Genomic DNA, 18,015 nt, shown 5'->3' with positions numbered 1-18,015 from the left:
TCGAAATGGTGAACGCCAGTGTAAGCCGTCTCGGCGCCTTCATCGCCAACTTGAACCCTGCGCGGACTGAGGCTCACATATTGCGTCGGTACTGCCCGCCCACCTCGAACAATGCGCTGGTGATCTGGCCCAGCGAGCACACCCGCACCGCCTCCATCAGCACTTCGAACACATTGTGGTTGTGGATCACTGCCTGCTTCAGGCGTTCGAGCATGGCCGGCGCCGCCTGGGCATGGGTGGCGTGGAAGTCGGCCAGTCGCTTCAACTGGCTTTGCTTTTCTTCGTCGGTCGAGCGCGCCAACTCCAGGGTCTCGGGCGTCAGGTCGCCGTGGGGATTGCGGAAGGTGTTGACACCGACGATGGGGTATTCGCCGGTGTGCTTCAGCATCTCGTAGTGCATGGACTCGTCCTGGATCTTGCCGCGCTGGTAGCCGGTTTCCATCGCACCCAGCACGCCACCGCGGTCAGCGATCTTTTCGAACTCGGCCAGCACCGCTTCTTCCACCAGCTCGGTGAGCTCCTCGATGATGAAAGCACCCTGGTTGGGGTTCTCATTCTTGGCCAGTCCCCATTCGCGGTTGATGATGAGCTGGATCGCCATAGCGCGGCGAACCGAGTCTTCGGTCGGTGTGGTGATGGCCTCGTCAAACGCGTTGGTGTGCAGGCTGTTGCAGTTGTCGTAAATGGCAATCAGCGCCTGCAGCGTGGTGCGGATGTCGTTGAACTGGATCTCTTGTGCGTGCAGGCTGCGCCCGCTGGTCTGCACGTGGTACTTGAGCTTCTGGCTGCGCTCGTTGGCACCGTACTTCTCTTTCATGGCCACCGCCCAGATGCGGCGCGCTACGCGGCCGAGCACGGTGTACTCTGGGTCCATGCCGTTGCTGAAGAAGAAGGACAGGTTGGGCGCAAAGTCGTCGATGTGCATTCCGCGCGCCAGGTAGGCCTCCACAAAGGTGAAGCCGTTGCTGAGCGTGAACGCGAGCTGGCTGAGCGGATTGGCTCCGGCTTCGGCGATGTGATAGCCACTGATCGAGACCGAGTAGAAATTGCGCACATCGTGGTGCACGAAGTACTCGGCGATGTCGCCCATGACCTTGAGTGAGAACTCTGTGCTGAAGATGCAGGTGTTCTGGCCCTGGTCTTCTTTCAGGATGTCGGCCTGTACCGTGCCGCGCACATTGGCCAACACCCATTCCTTGATCTTCTGTGCTTCGGTGTCGGTGGGCTCACGACCGTTATCGGTCTTGAACTTGTCGATGTTCTGATCGATGGCGGTGTTCATGAACATGGCCAGGATGCTGGGCGCCGGACCGTTGATGGTCATGGAGACCGAGGTGGCCGGGTGGCAGAGGTCGAAACCCCCGTAGAGCACCTTCATGTCGTCAAGCGTTGCGATCGACACGCCCGAGTTGCCCACCTTGCCGTAGATGTCCGGTCGTCGGTCGGGGTCGTTGCCGTAGAGCGTGACCGAGTCGAAAGCAGTGGACAGGCGTTTGGCTGGAAGGCCTTCGCTGAGCAGCTTGAAGCGCTTGTTGGTGCGGAAGGCGTCGCCTTCACCGGCAAACATGCGGGTCGGGTCCTCGCCTTCGCGCTTGAAGGCGAAGGTGCCCGCGGTGTAGGGGTAACTGCCCGGCACGTTGTCTAGCATCAGCCACTTGAGGATTTCACCGTGGTCCTCAAACTGCGGCAGTGCCACCTTGCGGATCACGGTGCCTGAGAGCGATTTCGTTGTCAGTGCGGTGCGGATCTCTTTGTCGCGGATCTTCACCACGTACTCGTCGCCGGCGTAGGCCTTTTGCATGTCGGGCCACTGGGTCAGCAGTTTGCGCGCGTCGTTGTCCTGCTGCAGTTCGCGTTCCTGGGCCAGGTCGATCGCCGCTTCCGAGGCCTTGGGCCGGTTCGGCTTGTCGACCGCGAGCATGCGCGCGGCTTCGCGCAGCTGCTGGATCTCGCGCGCCAGCTGGGCCTGCGCGCGGGCGCGCCGCTTGTAGCCGCGAACCGTGTCCGAAATCTCGGCCAGGTAGCGGGTGCGTGCAGGCGGCACGATGGGGGTCTGGTTGGTGCTGTGGCGCACCTTGACCGCTGGCAGCCGCTCCGCGGTCAGGGGAAGTCCAAGCGCCTGCAGCCGCACCTTGATCGCCTGGTAGAGCGCGGTCACGCCGTCGTCGTTGAAGCGCGCGGCCATGGTACCGAATACGGGCATGGTGTCGGGCATCACGGTGAAGGCTTCGCGGTTGCGCTGCACCTGCTTGGCCACATCGCGCAGGGCATCCAGCGCCCCTTTGCGGTCGAATTTGTTGATGGCGACAAACTCGGCGAAGTCGAGCATGTCGATCTTCTCCAGCTGGCTGGCCGCGCCGAACTCGGGCGTCATCACGTACATGGGGATGTCCACATGCGGCACGATGGCGGCGTCGCCCTGGCCAATGCCCGAAGTCTCCACCACGATGAGGTCAAAGCCGGCCACCTTGCAGGCTGCCAGCACGTCTGGCAAGGAGGCGCTGATCTCGCTGCTGGTGTCTCGCGTGGCGAGGCTGCGCATGTAGACCCTCGGGCCCTGTTGCCAGGGCGTGATGGCGTTCATGCGGATGCGGTCGCCCAGCAGGGCGCCGCCGCTCTTGCGGCGCGAGGGGTCGATGGAAATCACGGCGATGCGCAGCGCATCGTCCTGGTCCAGCCGCAAGCGACGGATCAGTTCGTCGGTCAGCGACGATTTGCCTGCACCGCCGGTGCCGGTGATGCCGAGCACCGGGGTCTGGATACCTGCCGCGTGGGTCCGCAAGGTGTCCATCAGCGCTGGCTGCGCCTGAGCGTTTTCGATGGCGGTGATCAGCTGGGCCAGCGCGCGCCAGGGCATCTCGCCATGGCCCTGGATGGCTGCGAGTTCGGAGGGGGCGTGGTCGCTGATGTCGCGGTCGCAGCGCATCACCATCTCGCCAATCATGCCGGCCAGCCCCATGCGCTGGCCGTCTTCGGGACTGTAGATGCGGGCCACGCCGTAGTCCTGCAGCTCGCGGATTTCGGCTGGCACGATCACGCCACCGCCACCGCCGAAGACCTGAATGTGCTGGCCACCGCGCTCGCGCAGCAGGTCGACCATGTACTTGAAGTACTCCACATGGCCGCCCTGGTAGGAGCTGATCGCAATGCCTTGCACGTCTTCCTGCAGGGCAGCCGTGACCACGTCGTCCACCGAGCGGTTGTGGCCCAGGTGGATCACTTCGGCACCCATGCCTTGCAAGATGCGCCGCATGATGTTGATGGCAGCGTCGTGACCATCAAACAGACTGGCTGCGGTGACGAAACGCACTTTGTGGGTAGGGCGGTAGTTGGCCAGGGCCTGGTAGTCGGCTGAGAGCTGGGTCATGGTGACATCCGTGAATCGAGAAAGGGGTTATTCAATGCGCAGACCTGCATGGGCAGGGTCTTGCGGCGGGAAGCGCAGGTCCAGTGCCTTCAGCGTATCGCGCACCAGGGTGGCGATCATGAGGTTGCGGTGGGTCTTGGTGTCGGCGGGCACCACGGTCCACGGTGCCCAGGGTGTGCTGGTGGCGCCCAGCAGGTCTTCGTAGGCGCGCTGGTAGTCGTCCCACTGCTTGCGCACCTCGATATCGCCCATGCTGAATTTCCAGTGTTTGGCCGGGTCGTCGATGCGGTCTTGCAGGCGTTCGCGCTGCTCTTCCTTGCTGATGTGCAGCATGCACTTGAGGATCACGGTGCCGCTGGCAGCCAGTAGCTGTTCAAACTCGTTGATGTGCTGATAGCGCTGGCGCGTCTGCTCGGTTGTGATCCAGCCATTGACCACCGGCACCAGCACGTCTTCATAGTGGCTGCGGTTGAACACCATGATCTGGCCGGCGCCCGGTACCCGCTGGTGGATGCGCCAGAGAAAGTCGTGAGCGCGTTCGGTCTCGGTCGGCGCCTTCCAGCCCACGGTGTGCACGCCCAGCGGACTGGTGCGCGCAAACACGCCGCGAACCGTGCCGTCTTTGCCGGAGGTGTCGGTGCCTTGCAGCACCACCAGCATCTTGAAACGACCATCGGCGAAGAAGAGGTTCTGCAGACCGTCGATCTCCTGAGCGAGGGCGTCGACCGCTGCTGTGTCCTCGGACTTGTTGCCGATGGAGTAGGGCTTGGCGTCGGTCTTGAACTTGGCCAGCGACACCCGGTTGCCGTTTTTCTTGTCGTTGTCCGGCGAGCTCTCGCCGACTTGCCATTCGCGCCACAGGCTGCCTTTGCCTGCATGCAGGGTCGACGACGGAAAGGGCAGGACGACGTCGCTGAAGCTGGCCATGGCGTTCCTTGTTGCTGCGATGCACCCCATCAGGCGCGTCGCCAATTGACGTTTACGTAAACGTCAATAGTAGCGCTTTTCTCCTCCTTTGTGACCTTGCCAAAGGTGGTGGAGCCAACAGCCCCTATGTCGTATTGCCGCGCGGGCGGCTCCAATCACCGATCGGTGAAATCAGCGAGACTCTTCATCCTTGCCGCTTGAAAGGTAATCATAGACCGCCAAAGCCAAGCCTCCCAGCAGAATGATGGTGATGTCGAGTTGCGGCAGCTTCATGATGTAGGGCACCAGAAATGCGGCCATCAAGATCAGACCAATGAGGCCCGTGGCACGTTGAAGTGGCTTCATGACATGTTCCTGTTGAAAAACTCAGACACCAACCAGCGGGAGGAGCGCAGCAGCCGGCCGTCATTCCGGTACGAGCCTACCGCCTGAACGCCCAGCGGCAATCCATTCGACAGGTTCAGCAGTGGCAAATTGACGCTGGGCAGTCCGGCAAAGCTCCACGCGGTCTGCATGATCGGGTTGCCGGTGGATGCCAGACCGTGCGGCGCTGTGCCCAATGCTGCCGGACACAAAATTGCATCGTAAGAGGCGAAGTACTCATCGAACGCACTCATGACGTGGATCATGCGGTCTTTGGCGATCAGGTACTCGGTGCCCGAAATGGCCATGGATTTTTCAACCCGTGCGCGCAAGGTCTCGCTCAGCAGCTCCCGGCTGTGGTTCCACTCTTGCTGCAGGCACACGCCGAGTTCGACCTCATTGATGGTGGTCAGCCAGGGGGCCGCCTTTTTTACGATATCGGGCAGCTGAACATATTCGACGCAATCATCCAGATGATCCACAAAAGCCTCGTAGGCCTCACGCGCCTCGGGCTCCACGTCGTCCCACCAAGGGGTTTTGACGAAACAGAATTTTGGCTTCAGAGGCGGCTCTGAAATCGCCACATCGTAGAGAAGTCGTGGCGACTGGCGTGCGCTGGCCGGATCGTGGCCATCGTCGCCCGACATGATTTCGGTGATTTTTGCAATGTCTTCAAGGTTGCGTGCGAAGACACCGATCTCGTCGAGCGATGGCGACTGATCAAGTACCCCTGTGCGCGGTAACAGACCGCGCGAAGGCTTGAACGCGTACACCCCACAAAACGAAGCGGGCCGGATGACGGAGCCGTTGGTCTGCGTGCCCAAAGCCACAGGCACCATGCCCGCGGCGACGGCGGCCGCCGAACCGCTGGAAGAACCGCCAGGGGTGTGGTCCAAGTTGTGTGGGTTGCGTGTGGGGCCAGGTTGCGAGGTCGCAAACTCGGTGGTCACCGTCTTTCCGAAAATCACTGCTCCTGCCGCACGCAAGCGAGACACCACGGTGGCATCTCCCACAGAATAGCGACCGGCATGGATTGGGCTGCCGTACTCGGTCGGGAAATCGGTGGTGTCGATGATGTCCTTGATGCCGACTGGCACACCGTAAAGCGGTCCAGGCAGGTGGCCTGCGGTGCGCTCCCGCTGCAGGTGGTCGGCTTGCAGGGCCACCACGCGGTCATCGCGGTGTGCGAAGGCCTTGACAGCTTGGTCCGCCGCATCGGCGAAGCGCCCGAGTTTGGCCGTGAACTCCTCCACCGTCTCCTGACCGCTGAGCAGATGCTCCCGGATTTCCAAAGCAGTGAGTTCAGAGACGTTTCTTGTGCGTTCAGTCATCAATCAACTTTGAAGAAATCAGGGTTGACGATGGACGCATCGTTGGGATCTCTTTCGATTTCCACCGCCTGGTTGAAGAACTGATCCGGCAAATAGGTCACCATGGCCGGGTAGACATAGGTCATGGCCAGAGTGAACAGCACCATGCCGACAAACGGCAGACACCCCTTGAAGATGGTCACCAGATGCAGACTTTTGGGTGCAACCCCTTTCAAATAATAGGCTGACATCGCCATCGGCGGCGTCAGGAAAGACGTTTGCAGGTTGATGGCTATCAGGATGCCGAACAGGATCGGGTCGATACCATACAAAGGCAGCAGTGGCAGGAAGATGGGCACGAAGATGATGATGATCTCGCTCCACTCCAGGGGCCAGCCGAGAATAAAAATCAGCAACTGCGACAGCAAAAGAAACTGTACGGGAGAAAGATTCAGGGCGAGCATGAAGTCCTTGACCACATGCTCACCACCCAAATACGAGAACACCGACGCAAAGGTGGCTGCACCCACGAACAGGAAACACACCATGGCCGAAGTGCGAGCCGTGAGGTACACCGACTCGCGCAGCCGCTGCCAGGTGAATGCTCGGTAAACAACGGCCAGAACGATACCGCCCAGGGCGCCCATCGCTGCAGCTTCGCTTGGGGTGGCCAGGCCAAACAGAATGGAGCCCAGCACCGCCATGATCAGCGCCGCCAAGGGCACGAACGCTTTGAGCACCATCAGCGCACTTTGCCAAACCGTGTAGTGATCCACGTCTTTGGGTTTGGGGCACAAAGAGGGGTTCAGGGTGGCGCGCACAATGATGTAGATCAGGTACAGGCCAGCCAGCGTGAAGCCAGGGATGATGGCTGCGGCATACAACTTGACCACCGAGACGCTGGCCGTGGCCGCGTACACGATGAGCAAGATCGAGGGTGGAATCAAGATGCCCAGGGTGCCGCCTGCGGTGATGACGCCACTCGCCAGCTTCTGGTCATAGCCGGCCTTGAGCATGGGCGGCAAGGCAATCAAGCCCATCAGGGTCACCACCGCACCCACGATGCCGGTGGCTGTAGCAAAAAGTGCGCATGTCACCAAGGCTGCCACAGCCATTGAGCCTGGCAAAAAACGCAAACCCACCTGCAGGCTCAGGAAAAGTTTGTCCAGGATGTTTGCCCGCTCGATGATGTAGCCCATGAATAAGAACAGGGGTATCGATATCAGCACATCGTTGTTCATCACGCTGAAGGTGTTTTGCGTGAAGAGGTAGAGGATGCGGTTGTCCCAGATCAGCTGGTCGGGCGTGAAGTAGGCGTAAAAGCCAAAGCTGATACCCATGGCCATCAAGGTGAAGGCGATGGGAAATCCCAGAAAAATGAAAAATATGAAGATGCCCAGCATGAAGAGGGCAATGATGGGGTCGCTCATGACGTGGCTTTCTCGGAGTGCTGTTGGATCAGGACTTTGTCGAGTTCTTCGACATCGCCGCTTCGCGATAACCACTCACCGGTGCGGATGCACACCAGGCAGCGCATCAACTCGGCCACGCCAGCGATCAACAAGGTCAGACCAGCAACAAATATGACCATCTTCAAGGGCCACACAGGCACCCCGGCAGGGCTGTTCACACTGGACTCCAAAATTCGCGCGCTTTCGAAGGCGTACTGGCCACCGGTGAAAACCATCGCAAAAATGGCCGGGAAATAGAACACCAGATACAAGACTAGGTCGACTTTCGCCTGCGTGCGGTTGGACCATTTACGGTAGAGGAAGTCGCCGCGCACATGTGAGTTGCGCGACACAGCGTAGGCGCCAGACATCATGAACAAAGCGCCATACATCATGTAGCTCATGTCAAAAGCCCAGGCGGTGGGACTGTTGAGCACGTAGCGCATGAACACCTCGTAACAGGTGGATGCGGTCAATATCAGCACGCACCACGAAAAAGCATGTCCGATCGACTTGCTCAATATATCGATCCTGCGAATCCAGAGTTCCATGCGATCTGCCTCTTTTCCAACAAAAACAAAGGCTGCCGGAACCAGGTCCGACAGCCTTGAGGTGTGTGCCAGTCGTCAGGCTGGCAGCTTGGTTTTCTGCACGTGCTCAAAAGCCATTTTGTAATTGGCTTCGTTGGTGAAGTGGTAGAACCCCACACGGCGTGACCAAGCTTTGAAGGAGTCGTTCACTTCTTTGAACATGTCGACTTCTTTCTCCAGCTTGGCCGTCACTTTGTCCCAGGCGGCCAGTTGACCCTGGTAGACGTCAGCGGAGGTGCGCGACACTTGGACCTTGTGCTTGACGATCAACTCCTGCAAATCTTTCGAGTAGTTCTCGTGAGCCAGGGCCGTTGATGCGGTCGAAGCCGCTTCGGCTGCGTACTTCAGAATGGCTTTGAGGTCCGCAGGCAAGGCGTTGTACTTGTCCTTGTTAAAAATGATCTCGAAGAATTCCTGGGCCTGGTGAAAGGAGCCCATGGAATAGAACTTGGCCACGTCTTGTGCACCAAAACGCATGTCTGAAGTGGGGTTGTTGAATTCGAACGCGTCGATCACGCCACGCTGCATGGCAGGCACGATTTCACCGCCGGGCAGCTGGGCCACAGCCATGCCCATTTCTTGCAACATGTCGGCAGCAAGGCCAATGGTGCGGTACTTGAAGCCCTTCAGATCGGTCGCTTTCTTGGGCGGGGCCTGTTTGAACCAACCCAAAGGCTGGGAAGGCATAGGGAAGGAGAAGAAACCCACCACGTTCAGGTTCATCTTGGCCACCAGCTTGTCCCACAACTGTTGACCGCCGCCTGCCTGAATCCAGCTCAGCCCAATTTCGGGAGTGGCGCCGCTCACTGGGCCAGTGCCGAACAAGGAAGCCACTTTGGACTTGCCGTACCAGTAACCCGATACGTGATGACCGCCGTCAAGCACGCCTTTGCTCACGGCGTCGATGATCTCGAAAGGCTTGACCACGGCACCTGCAGGCAGGTACTCGATTTTCAGTCGGCCACCGGACATCTCATTCACGCGCGAGACGTATTGCTGCGCCATTTCGCTGAAGATGTCGTTGGGACCCCAGGACCCTTGCATCTTAAACACCACTGGGGCCTGTGCGACGGCAATCATGGGTGCGCCAATGAGGGGGGCTGCCACGACGGCAGAGGCCGCTTTGCCAAAGAAGCGGCGGCGGTTTCCGACAGGAGCCTCGCTGGCCTGGGATTGAGCGTCTTCGTGAACTTGGGTCATTGTGTCTCCTGTGATGTTGCTTAGGTGCCCCGGTACGGAGGTCGATATCCCGACAGGGTCCCCTCAATGGTCGCGGCCAAGCCAGGTTTTGCGTGCTCGGGTTTTCCCGGTCCGCACTTCCCACAGGCGACCTAAGCGCCTGATTTACAAGGAAAATTGACGAAATCTCGTGATAAATGTTTTTTTAGCCTTGTTGTATATATGCAAAGCGTTCGGCCAAACAGTCTTCTGCTCTGGGTTCACGGGTCCTGGCGAATCGGGTGAAAATCGCCTTACACCCCCGGTGGTATGCGATGGCCTGTCGCCGGGGCCCCGAAAGTACGCCTATCCCGAACGCTGCCATGATCATTCACGACGCCGCCCGCAAGAAGTCCATCGTGTTGCGTCTCAAGCGCGCCGAGGGCCAGTTGCGAGGAATTCAAAAACTCATTGAGTCCGATGCCGACTGTGAAAAGGTGGCCCAGCAACTGGCCGCAGCGCGCAAGGCGCTGGACAAGACCTTTTTCAGCCTGGTCGGCTGTGTGATCGCACAGGGCGATGTGCCGGCCGATGATGTGGCCGATCTGCTCGCCCGATTTTCCTGACCCGACCCGGAGCCAACATGAAACCCATCCAGCTGTTTGATCCCGCCTCCAGCACCTACACCTACGTGCTGTTCGACCAGGCCACCCGCGAGGCGCTGATCATCGATCCGGTCGACGAGCAGATCGAGCGCGACCTGGCCACGCTGCGCGAATACGGACTCAAGCTGGTGTGGACGGTGGAGACCCACGCGCATGCCGACCACATCACCAGCGCGGGTAAGCTCGCTGAGTTGGCAGGTGCGCGCACCGCGGCTCCGGTGGGCTGCGGCATCGGCACCGCTGGCGTGCAACTGCAGCACGGCGAGACGCTGAGCTTTGGTGGCGAGGTGTTGAAGGCGCTGCACACGCCTGGTCACACCGAGGGCAGCATGAGTTTCGTCTGGCGCAATCACGTGTTCACCGGGGACACGCTGCTTATCAACGGCTGTGGGCGCACTGACTTTCAATCGGGTAGCGCCCAAGCGCTTTTCCACAGCATCACGCAGATCTTGTTTGCACTCCCGGACGACACCACCGTCTGGCCCGGACACGACTACCAGGGGCGCACGCACTCCACCATTGGCCAGGAGAAAACCGGCAATGCGCGCGTGGCAGGAAAGAGCGAAGCCGAGTTCGTCGCCATCATGGCGGCGCTGAACCTGCCCAAACCGCGACGCATCGATGAAGCCGTGCCCGCCAACCTCACCTCGGGCCTGCGCCACGATCTGGACGGCGCGCTGCTGATGCAGCCAAGCCCGGTGCAGGGCGGCTACGCCGGCGACGTGTCGGCGCCGCTGGCTTGGCAGTGGGTACAGGCCGGTGAGGCGGTGCTGGTCGACGTGCGCACCGATGCGGAGCGCGAGTGGGTGGGCTTTGTGCCCGGAGCGGTGCCGTTGGCCTGGAAGCAATGGCCGGGCATGGCCTTGAACCCGGCATTTGACGAGCAGATCTGCGCGGCAGCGGCCGGCGACAAGAAACTGGTGCTGATGTGCCGAAGCGGCGTGCGCTCGATCGCAGCGGCCAAACGCGCCACCGAACTGGGCCTGGAGGCGTACAACATCCTTGGCGGTTTTGAAGGGGATCCTGATGCCCAAGCACAGCGCGGCAAGCTGGGTGGATGGCGGCATCTTGGCCTGCCTTGGCGGCAGAACTGAGACTGCAGCGCACTTTTTGGCTTCTGGCAAGCACCTGTGCGCTATTTCACGGAAACGTTGTTTTGGAGGCGCGTTATCGGCAAGCTGGCACGGAAATTAAATACTAAGGCTCACACACCCTGCTAAGGCTGACAGGGCCCGTGCAATTTTTCACGGATTCCTTTCTTCAATGGAGTTTTATTCATCCAATTGAGGAGGTCTTCATGGAAACGCTCGAGCTGGTCAGGGGCCCCACGCTGGTCGACCCCGCCATGACCTCGCACTTGTGTGATCGCATTGAACGCGATTTCGTCCAGCGTTGGAATGGTGCATGGGGTGGTCGATCCTTGGTACATGGACTTGATCCGGGGCCCAATGCGGTGCGCTTGAACGGAAACGACTACCTGAGCCTTACGGGGCATCCTCAAATTGTGGCTGCCCAAACAGCCGCAATCCGGGAGGACGCCGAGTTTGTCATCCAGTCGGGATGCTTCCTGCTGGAAACCCATCCGGTACGAGCCTTTGAAAAAAAAATGGCCCAATGGATCGGCAAAGAAGATGGAATCCTGTGCCAGTCGGGCTACTCGGCTAACGTCGGACTCTTGCAGTGCATCACCGACGAACAGACGCCGGTTTACATCGATATGCTCGCGCACGCGTCCTTGTGGGAAGGTGCCAAGCGCGGTGGGGCGCATCTCCACCCATTCCGACACAACGACATGAACCACCTGCAGCGCCTAGTTCGCAAGCACGGAGTAGGTCTTGTAATTGTTGACTCTGTTTACAGCACCACTGGTGCGGTATGTCCCTTGGTTGAAATGGTGGAGATTGCGGAGTCGGCGGGCTGCATGATATTGGTTGACGAGTCGCACTCCCTGGGAACACATGGGCCTGGTGGGGCCGGGCTGTGCAAGGCATTGGGCTTGTCGCACAGGGTTCACTTCATCACCGCGAGCCTGGCCAAGGCCTTTGCAGGACGCGCAGGATTCTTCAACATCCCTACTGGCTTGCGAAACTACATTTTGAGTACCAGCTTCCAGAACATCTTCAGTTCTTGCTTGTTGCCACACGAAGTGGCGGCGCTCAATGCAACCTTGGATGTAATTCAAGGTTGCGACTCGGAGCGACAGCGGCTGCACCATGTCTCGAAGGTCATGAGACAGTCGTTCTCCGATCTGGGCTACCCGGTTCATCAAGGAACCGAACAGATCATTGCTCTGGAGTCCGGGACCGAATCTGACACCATGGTGCTGCGCGATTGTTTGGAGGAGCGAAAAGTTTTTGGCGCCGTATTTTGTGCGCCAGCCACTACCAGTAACAGAACCATTGTTCGTTTGACCTTGGATTCGTCTTTAACGGACTCGGAGCTTGCCCATGTGGCGCTCGTTGCCCGCGAGATCGCGCCGTTGGTCAAGCCTTGGGAATGGCCGATCGCCAGACGCGCCCGCGCTAGCGCCGCTCAATCGTCCTGAATGGCCCGCTCGCCCTGCGCCTCCAGAAAGTGGCGGTAGGGGTAGATCGGTGCTGACAGATCTTCCGGGGCCAGGGTGAAGAGCGCTGCGCGCAGCGTGTCGTCATCGCCCATGGACATGGACGGCGCGGTGCGGATCGCACCCTGCAGTCCGAGGTGCTGGTGTAGCTCGATGGCCGCGAGCCGCTGGCCCCGTTCCACGGCCCGCACCGCGTCGAGCCCCAGCCCGGCCGAGCTGGCCAGTTCGGCCAAGTCGCTCAGGCTGGACATTGCCTCTAGCTGAAGCCAGTGGCAGCGCCCTTCAACGTCCATACCCAGCAGGCCAAACGGTTGGTCCAGCACGACGTACTCGACCCAGTGCTTCTCGGCGTAGGCTTGGAGCGCCTGCGCGACCGACGGGATTTGCAGCATGGACTGCTGAGCCGGCCGCAGCGTGGCGCGCCACATGGTGTTGAGCCTCGGATGCGGTGCATAGCCCAGCTTGCGCAGGGCACCAAGCAGCAGGCGGGTGATGTCGCGCGCCTGTTTGGGCACGAACTGATCGATCAGGCCCTGGTTGAATGCCTGGACCGCGACCTGCTCGTCGGCCTGGCCGGTTAGCAGTACGCGCGTGCCGGGCCAGTCGATCAGCGTCTCAAGCACCTGCAAGCCGTTGGTACCCGGCATTGCGTAGTCGACCACGCAGGTCTTGGCCAGCTGGTGGCGCTTCGGGTGGTTGGCCCAGTAGCGCAGCACCTGGGGCAGCAGGGGCTGACCTTGGCGCCAGCGGTCGATCATGTGCAACTGGGCCGCGGCGTCGGCTTCCCAGCGCGCCGGCTCGTCGCGCATGCGGCGGGCAAAGGCCGCGGGCCGCGAGTACAGCTCGACCTGCCAGTGAGCCGGGATTACCATGCCCAGCATGTCGAGGTACTCGGCGTCGTCGTCCAGGAACAGCACGCTGCCGGGTCGGTGAAAAAGGGAGAGGGTCAGTGCCATGGGGAGATGGGTCGGGTCGGGTCTGGTTGCCGGCGCGCTCAGTGAGCGTCTTTTTGCAGCGGCAGGTCGACCATGAAAACCGCGCCCATGGTGGGTACGGAGTGCACGCTGATGGTGCCGTTCACGGACTCCACCACGTTCTTGCAGAACGTCAGGCCCAGGCCATTGCCTGCGCCCGCCTGCGTGGAGAAAAAGGGTTCAAAGATGCGGGACTGCTGCTCGGTCGGAATACCCACGCCGTCATCCGACACCGCGATGCGTCCCTTCCCGCGGTGGATACCGACGTCGATGCGCAGGTCGCCCGGGTTGGGCGCGCTGCTGGCCGAGGCCAGCGAGTGCAGGGCGTTCTTGAGCAGGTTGGCCACCACCTGCATGAAAAGCGGCCGCGAGGCTACGAAACAGAAGTCTTCCTGGATGTGCAGGCGCACGCAGTCGCGCTCGCGAGTGGACCGGTAGGGGTAGTTGTTGATCACCTCGCTCACCAGATCGCCCGCCATCACTGGCGACTTCTCGCGAGGCAGGCGCAGCAGCTGTGCGTTGGAAATCTGGGTGTCGATCTGCCGGTTCATGCTGCGCACTAGGTTTTGCAGGCGGGTGGACAGTTCGTCGATCTTCTTGCGTTTGCCTTCGGGCACGTCGTTTCGCGCCAGCGTGCGCAGCACGTCGCCCATCAGGTTCACGGTGGCCAGCGGCGTGCGCAGTTCATGCGCCATCACGGCCATCGTGCTCAGCGTGCTGATAAGTCTGGTGCGTCTCAGATTGGCACTTGACAGCCCAAGGAGAATCGCTGAGCCCCACGCAAAGCCGACTGCGAGCACATTTTCGGGAGGTGGAGATGGCGTCTCGAGAGACCCTACCAACAACGTATGCAAGACCCAACCTACCAACAACCCAACAATGCTGCCGAGGGTCGCCAGTCGCCAGTCGGTCAGGTTGTAATAGATCAACAACATCGCACAGACGCTGGAAAGCCATACTGGGTTGCCATGGTTCATCCAATACATCCAGAAAAAGAACACGGGCATGCTCAGCAAGCAAATCGCCGAGAAGAGCCAAACGCTGAGGGTCGAACCCAAATCTCGGGTAACTATGCGGAGAAAAAAGACCGAACCACTTAAAGCCAGGACGGTTCGTGCCAACGCACTCTCGAACGGTTGTTCCATCCAGTGAGACCACGCCAAGAAGAAGAACAGATTCCCGGCGAACAGGGCTAATCCCGTCCACCTAAGCCGAGCGGCAGAAGGGTGCAAAATGGGCTCAAAAGGTGCGTCCAGAATCTCGTCTTTGAACCAACCTACTAAGCGGGTTCGCACGCCGTGGAACCACAACCTGTCCAAAGGCACCATGTACTCCTTCCAACGACAACTCCTACCCACTTGCGCCGAAGGCTTGAGCGAAGTGGCAATTGTGCGTGTATTGAGGTGTAACGGTCATGACACTGCCTGTCAACTTTGACAATCTGGGTGTTGATGCGCTGCTCGCGGACTGGGTCGCTGCGCTGAGCGACCAAGGTGTTGAGTCGGTGGTGGTGCTGGGCCCCAACCCGCTGGGCGACCGGGACGACCGCGAAGTGCTGGCCGTTCATCCGCCCCGGCTGCTCGGTGCGGCCCAGGCCCTGGCGGAAAGCAAAGACTTCGGTACTGCCTGGCGCGAAAGTGATGCGCCGCTGGTGGCGTGGCAGGAGATTTCCAAGTCCTCTTTCGAAACGGCCAGCCGCTGGCGACTGCTGTGGCTTGCGCATGGCCATCAGACCTTGGTTCGGGTCGCGTTCAGCTTGCCGGCTGGTCGTGCCTTCGAATGCTTCATGTTCAGTGCGCGTGCGTTCGCTCACCGCGCCGAGGCTGCGACGCTCGCTTGGTCGGCCTACAATATTTGGCCCATGCTGCGTCGCGCGATCGCCGAGCAGCGCGTGAGCCTGAGCCCTAGGGAACAGGAAAGCCTCAACCTGGCCTTTGAGGGCCTCACGGCGCGCGAGACGGCCGCCCGCATGGACTGCTCGGAGCGCACGGTCAACTACCACCTGGCCAATGCCATGTCCAAACTGAAGACCGACAACAAGCTCGCGGCGGTGCAGCGAGCCTGCTGGATCGGCCTGATCTGACTCGCAGAGGCGCCCATGCTGCACTGCGGCAGGGTGAGCGCGGTGGCGTGGTGATAATGCGCGCATGACATTTTTGGCACTGGACGTTGGAAACACCCGACTGAAGTGGGCTGTTTACGACGCTCCGAAGGTGGGCGCCCGCTTGATTGCCCACGGCGCGCAATTCCTCGAAAACATCGAAACCCTGGCCGAAGGCGACTGGCAGGCGCTGGACGCGCCGCGCTGGGTCGTGGGCTGTGTCGTCGCCGGCGATGCGGTCAAACGCCGGGTCCAGGAGCAGCTGGAGCTGTGGGATGTGAACCCGCAGTGGGTGGTCTCCAGCCAGAACGAGGCCGGCCTGACCAACGGCTACGACCACCCGGCTCGGCTGGGCTCGGACCGCTGGGTCGCCATGATCGGCGCCCGCCAGCGCCTGCTGGCCCAGGGCCCAGCACGGCCGTGCGTGGTGGTGATGGTGGGCACGGCCGTGACGGTCGAGGCCATCGACACCGAGGGTCATTTCCTGGGCGGCATCATCCTGCCCGGTCACGGCATCATGCTGCGAGCGCTTGAATCCGGCACCGCAGGCCTGCATGTGCCCACGGGTGACGTGCGCGATTTCCCTACCAACACCAGCGACGCGCTCACCAGCGGCGGCACCTTCGCCATCTCAGGCGCGGTGCAGCGCATGGTTGACAACCTGCGCCGCCACTGCGGCGACGAACCCGTGGTCTACATGACCGGCGGTGCCGGCTGGAAAATGGCCCCCAGCATGTCCAACCCGGTCGAACTCGTGGACAGTTTGATTTTTGATGGACTGCTGGAAGTGGCCAGCAAGAGAATCTGACCCCCCTGCGCCGCCCCCGGGTGGTGACGCCGCGGGCGGCGCAGGGGGATACTAATCTTCCCAGGGCAGCATCAACGTCACCATCAGCAGCCGCTCGAATTCGGGTGCGAACTGATCGATGATGCGCTGGGGCTCGGGGCACATGGCTGTGTCGGCGATCACGCCGAACTGCACGCCGCCGCCGTAGCTCAGGATGGACACACCCAGGCCGACGGTGCCGCTCTGCGGCACCCAGAACATGTTTTGCTCGAGCGTAGCGCCACAGAGCTTGAGCTTGGTGGCCGGGCCCGGCACATTGGTCATCACCGCAGTGGTCTTCTTGGCGAACAGGCTGAGCAAGGCGTCCTGCGCCGGTTTGATCAGCAGGCCGGCAACCGACAGCAGACCAAAGGTCAGCAGCGGCTGCAGGCTGCCTTTGAGCGCGTTCATACGCGCGCGCACCGCGAACACGCGCTCGATCGGGTTGTCCAGCCCGATCGGCAGCACCAGCGGCACCAGCCCAAAGCGGTTGCCCAGTTTCCAGGCGTCTTCCATGGGCCGCAGATTGATCGGCACCATGGCGCGAATTTCCTGACCGTCGGTGTCGTCACCCATCTCGCGCAGGTAGGCGCCAATGGCGCCGGCCACGCAGCTCAGGAGCACATCGTTGATCGAGCAGTTCAGCGCCTTGCCAATTGCCTTGACCTCGTCGAGCGGCAGCGGCTCACACCAGGCTACGCGTTTGGTGCCGCCGGGCTGACCTTTGAGGCGGGTGGTCGAGTCATCGGGCATGAGCGCGAGCGCGCCCAGATCACTGGCCAGCTGTCCGCCCATGCGCGCCAGATCCATCGCGCCCCCCAGGGTGTCGTTTAGCCCTTGCTGGGGAGACGCCATCATCGAGAACGATCGCGCCGCGCCGCCGCCAGCCACTTCGAGTGCGCGCGCCGTCAGGTCCCCCAGCGGGCGGATCAGCATGTCGGCGACCCAGTCTTCGGCCGCTTCCATGCCGGCCTTGCGTGTGCGCTTCTTGCGCTGCGGCGGCAGGTTGCCGCCATCCACCAAGCTCATCATGACGCTGATTAGGGCGATGCCGTCGCCGATGCAGTGGTGGATGCGCGCGATCAGGGCTGAGCCACCGTCGTAGTGCTCGATCAGCTCAAAACACCAGAGCGGATGTTCGTGGTCGAGCGACTGCGTCGCGAGGTGGGCCACGCGGGCCTGCAGGGCCTCCTGCTCGGTCTGCCCGCGTCCGCGCTGCAGCGTACCGGTGACCACATGGCGGGTGATGTCGAAGTCGGGGTCGTCGATCCAGTGGGCGCCGGCGGCGTCTTGCCGGGCGATCTGCACAAAACGGCGGTAGGGCAACAAGCGCTCCTGCACGCGCTGCTGCAGGTCCTGCAGCGATACACCAGGGCGCAGCACCCAGATGCCCACGATCATCATCAGGTTAGTCTCTGAGTCCATGCGCAGCCAGGCGGTGTCTACCTTGCTCATGCGCTCGCCTTCCAGGCCCAGCGCGCTCACCAGCTTCGGCGTGGCCGCACGGGCCTTGGCCGCTGGCGCGGTCTGGCCGGACCGCTTGCGGGTGGCAGGCCGGGCGTGCGCCGATGGGGTGCCGTGGGCGGGGGCGATGCGCTGGACCATGTTGTCTCCTGTGGCCTCCGCACCAGGGCGCCACGGTGTGGTGCAGCAAGGATGAGGCTTCTGACTTGGGGTGAGCGGCCTATTGTGCCGCGACCTCAGCACGTAAGATACCGGG

Annotated in this window: 15 protein-coding genes and 1 pseudogene; 6 read left to right on the top strand and 10 right to left on the bottom strand. The window is 61.3% G+C overall.

All coding sequences use genetic code 11. The features are described 5' to 3' along the window. Positions 1-73: 73 nt before the first annotated feature. The 7 genes from icmF to GPT34_RS03750 form a co-directional block, all read right to left on the bottom strand. Complete coding sequence (icmF, locus tag GPT34_RS03780; RefSeq protein ID WP_291009816.1) at positions 74-3,367, bottom strand: fused isobutyryl-CoA mutase/GTPase IcmF; 3,294 nt, start codon at positions 3,365-3,367, stop codon at positions 74-76. Between the two features lie 27 nt (positions 3,368-3,394). After that, positions 3,395-4,294 carry a PPK2 family polyphosphate kinase gene (locus tag GPT34_RS03775; RefSeq protein WP_291009815.1) on the bottom strand — a complete coding sequence of 300 codons (900 nt, stop codon included), beginning with the start codon at positions 4,292-4,294 and terminating at the stop codon, positions 3,395-3,397. A 171-nt stretch (positions 4,295-4,465) separates the two neighbouring features. Next, positions 4,466-4,639 (bottom strand): hypothetical protein, encoded by a 174-nt coding sequence (locus tag GPT34_RS03770; protein WP_291009814.1) that lies wholly within the window; start codon positions 4,637-4,639, stop codon positions 4,466-4,468. After that, positions 4,636-5,988: an amidase gene (locus tag GPT34_RS03765; protein ID WP_291009813.1), complete on the bottom strand. Its 1,353-nt coding sequence runs from the start codon at positions 5,986-5,988 to the stop codon at positions 4,636-4,638. The genes GPT34_RS03770 and GPT34_RS03765 overlap by 4 nt, the downstream gene beginning before the upstream one ends. After that, positions 5,988-7,397 (bottom strand): TRAP transporter large permease subunit, encoded by a 1,410-nt coding sequence (locus GPT34_RS03760; protein ID WP_291009812.1) that lies wholly within the window; start codon positions 7,395-7,397, stop codon positions 5,988-5,990. The genes GPT34_RS03765 and GPT34_RS03760 overlap by 1 nt, the downstream gene beginning before the upstream one ends. Then, positions 7,394-7,969 (bottom strand): TRAP transporter small permease subunit, encoded by a 576-nt coding sequence (locus GPT34_RS03755; protein ID WP_291009811.1) that lies wholly within the window; start codon positions 7,967-7,969, stop codon positions 7,394-7,396. Before GPT34_RS03755 ends, GPT34_RS03760 begins: the two co-directional genes overlap by 4 nt. A gap of 75 nt (positions 7,970-8,044) precedes the next feature. Then, on the bottom strand, positions 8,045-9,208 hold the full coding sequence (locus GPT34_RS03750) for a TRAP transporter substrate-binding protein (RefSeq protein ID WP_291009810.1): 1,164 nt from the start codon (positions 9,206-9,208) through the stop codon (positions 8,045-8,047). Positions 9,209-9,549: 341 nt separating this feature from the next. Between GPT34_RS03750 and GPT34_RS03745 the strand changes: the two genes are divergently transcribed. The 4 genes and pseudogenes from GPT34_RS03745 (at position 9,550) to cqsA (ending at position 12,376) form a co-directional block, all read left to right on the top strand. After that, positions 9,550-9,792, top strand: coding sequence for a metal-sensing transcriptional repressor (locus GPT34_RS03745; RefSeq protein WP_291009809.1), 243 nt, complete (start codon positions 9,550-9,552; stop codon positions 9,790-9,792). A gap of 17 nt (positions 9,793-9,809) precedes the next feature. Then, positions 9,810-10,310, top strand: a pseudogene (locus GPT34_RS03740) (MBL fold metallo-hydrolase); the annotation flags it as partial. 204 nt (positions 10,311-10,514) lie between these two features. Further along, on the top strand, positions 10,515-10,925 hold the full coding sequence (locus tag GPT34_RS03735; RefSeq protein ID WP_291009911.1) for a rhodanese-like domain-containing protein: 411 nt from the start codon (positions 10,515-10,517) through the stop codon (positions 10,923-10,925). A 140-nt stretch (positions 10,926-11,065) separates the two neighbouring features. Then, positions 11,066-12,376, top strand: coding sequence for an alpha-hydroxyketone-type quorum-sensing autoinducer synthase (cqsA, locus tag GPT34_RS03730; RefSeq protein WP_291009808.1), 1,311 nt, complete (start codon positions 11,066-11,068; stop codon positions 12,374-12,376). On the opposite strand, the gene GPT34_RS03725 is transcribed toward cqsA, so the two are convergent. Both GPT34_RS03725 and GPT34_RS03720 read right to left on the bottom strand, forming a co-directional pair. Continuing rightward, complete coding sequence (locus GPT34_RS03725) at positions 12,364-13,350, bottom strand: response regulator (RefSeq protein ID WP_291009807.1); 987 nt, start codon at positions 13,348-13,350, stop codon at positions 12,364-12,366. The two genes, cqsA and GPT34_RS03725, sit on opposite strands and share 13 nt — an antisense overlap. 38 nt (positions 13,351-13,388) lie before the next feature. After that, positions 13,389-14,063, bottom strand: coding sequence for a HAMP domain-containing sensor histidine kinase (locus GPT34_RS03720; RefSeq protein ID WP_291009806.1), 675 nt, complete (start codon positions 14,061-14,063; stop codon positions 13,389-13,391). Between the two features lie 719 nt (positions 14,064-14,782). On the opposite strand from GPT34_RS03720, the gene GPT34_RS03715 reads away from it, so the two are divergent. Next, positions 14,783-15,451, top strand: coding sequence for a helix-turn-helix transcriptional regulator (locus tag GPT34_RS03715; RefSeq protein WP_291009805.1), 669 nt, complete (start codon positions 14,783-14,785; stop codon positions 15,449-15,451). Between the two features lie 64 nt (positions 15,452-15,515). After that, positions 15,516-16,277: a type III pantothenate kinase gene (locus GPT34_RS03710; RefSeq protein WP_291009803.1), complete on the top strand. Its 762-nt coding sequence runs from the start codon at positions 15,516-15,518 to the stop codon at positions 16,275-16,277. Between the two features lie 51 nt (positions 16,278-16,328). Here GPT34_RS03710 and GPT34_RS03705 read toward each other — a convergent pair whose 3' ends face one another. Further along, on the bottom strand, positions 16,329-17,900 hold the full coding sequence (locus GPT34_RS03705; RefSeq protein ID WP_363356165.1) for a wax ester/triacylglycerol synthase family O-acyltransferase: 1,572 nt from the start codon (positions 17,898-17,900) through the stop codon (positions 16,329-16,331). Positions 17,901-18,015 lie beyond the last annotated feature (115 nt).

This window comes from Hydrogenophaga sp. (assembly GCF_011390835.1).
Classification (GTDB): Bacteria; Pseudomonadota; Gammaproteobacteria; order Burkholderiales; family Burkholderiaceae_C; genus Hydrogenophaga.
This window is presented reverse-complemented; position numbering and strand designations above follow the sequence as displayed.

What these genes read in the sequence shown, in the direction of transcription:
- icmF (WP_291009816.1), bottom strand. Translation starts at nt 3,367, where the DNA reads ATGACCCAGCTCTCAGCCGACTACCAGGCCCTGGCCAACTACCGCCCT.
- GPT34_RS03775 (WP_291009815.1), bottom strand. Translation starts at nt 4,294, where the DNA reads ATGGCCAGCTTCAGCGACGTCGTCCTGCCCTTTCCGTCGTCGACCCTG.
- GPT34_RS03770 (WP_291009814.1), bottom strand. Translation starts at nt 4,639, where the DNA reads ATGAAGCCACTTCAACGTGCCACGGGCCTCATTGGTCTGATCTTGATG.
- GPT34_RS03765 (WP_291009813.1), bottom strand. Translation starts at nt 5,988, where the DNA reads ATGACTGAACGCACAAGAAACGTCTCTGAACTCACTGCTTTGGAAATC.
- GPT34_RS03760 (WP_291009812.1), bottom strand. Translation starts at nt 7,397, where the DNA reads ATGAGCGACCCCATCATTGCCCTCTTCATGCTGGGCATCTTCATATTT.
- GPT34_RS03755 (WP_291009811.1), bottom strand. Translation starts at nt 7,969, where the DNA reads ATGGAACTCTGGATTCGCAGGATCGATATATTGAGCAAGTCGATCGGA.
- GPT34_RS03750 (WP_291009810.1), bottom strand. Translation starts at nt 9,208, where the DNA reads ATGACCCAAGTTCACGAAGACGCTCAATCCCAGGCCAGCGAGGCTCCT.
- GPT34_RS03745 (WP_291009809.1), top strand. Translation starts at nt 9,550, where the DNA reads ATGATCATTCACGACGCCGCCCGCAAGAAGTCCATCGTGTTGCGTCTC.
- GPT34_RS03735 (WP_291009911.1), top strand. Translation starts at nt 10,515, where the DNA reads ATGCAGCCAAGCCCGGTGCAGGGCGGCTACGCCGGCGACGTGTCGGCG.
- GPT34_RS03725 (WP_291009807.1), bottom strand. Translation starts at nt 13,350, where the DNA reads ATGGCACTGACCCTCTCCCTTTTTCACCGACCCGGCAGCGTGCTGTTC.
- GPT34_RS03720 (WP_291009806.1), bottom strand. Translation starts at nt 14,063, where the DNA reads ATGGCGCATGAACTGCGCACGCCGCTGGCCACCGTGAACCTGATGGGC.
- GPT34_RS03715 (WP_291009805.1), top strand. Translation starts at nt 14,783, where the DNA reads ATGACACTGCCTGTCAACTTTGACAATCTGGGTGTTGATGCGCTGCTC.
- GPT34_RS03710 (WP_291009803.1), top strand. Translation starts at nt 15,516, where the DNA reads ATGACATTTTTGGCACTGGACGTTGGAAACACCCGACTGAAGTGGGCT.
- GPT34_RS03705 (WP_363356165.1), bottom strand. Translation starts at nt 17,900, where the DNA reads ATGGTCCAGCGCATCGCCCCCGCCCACGGCACCCCATCGGCGCACGCC.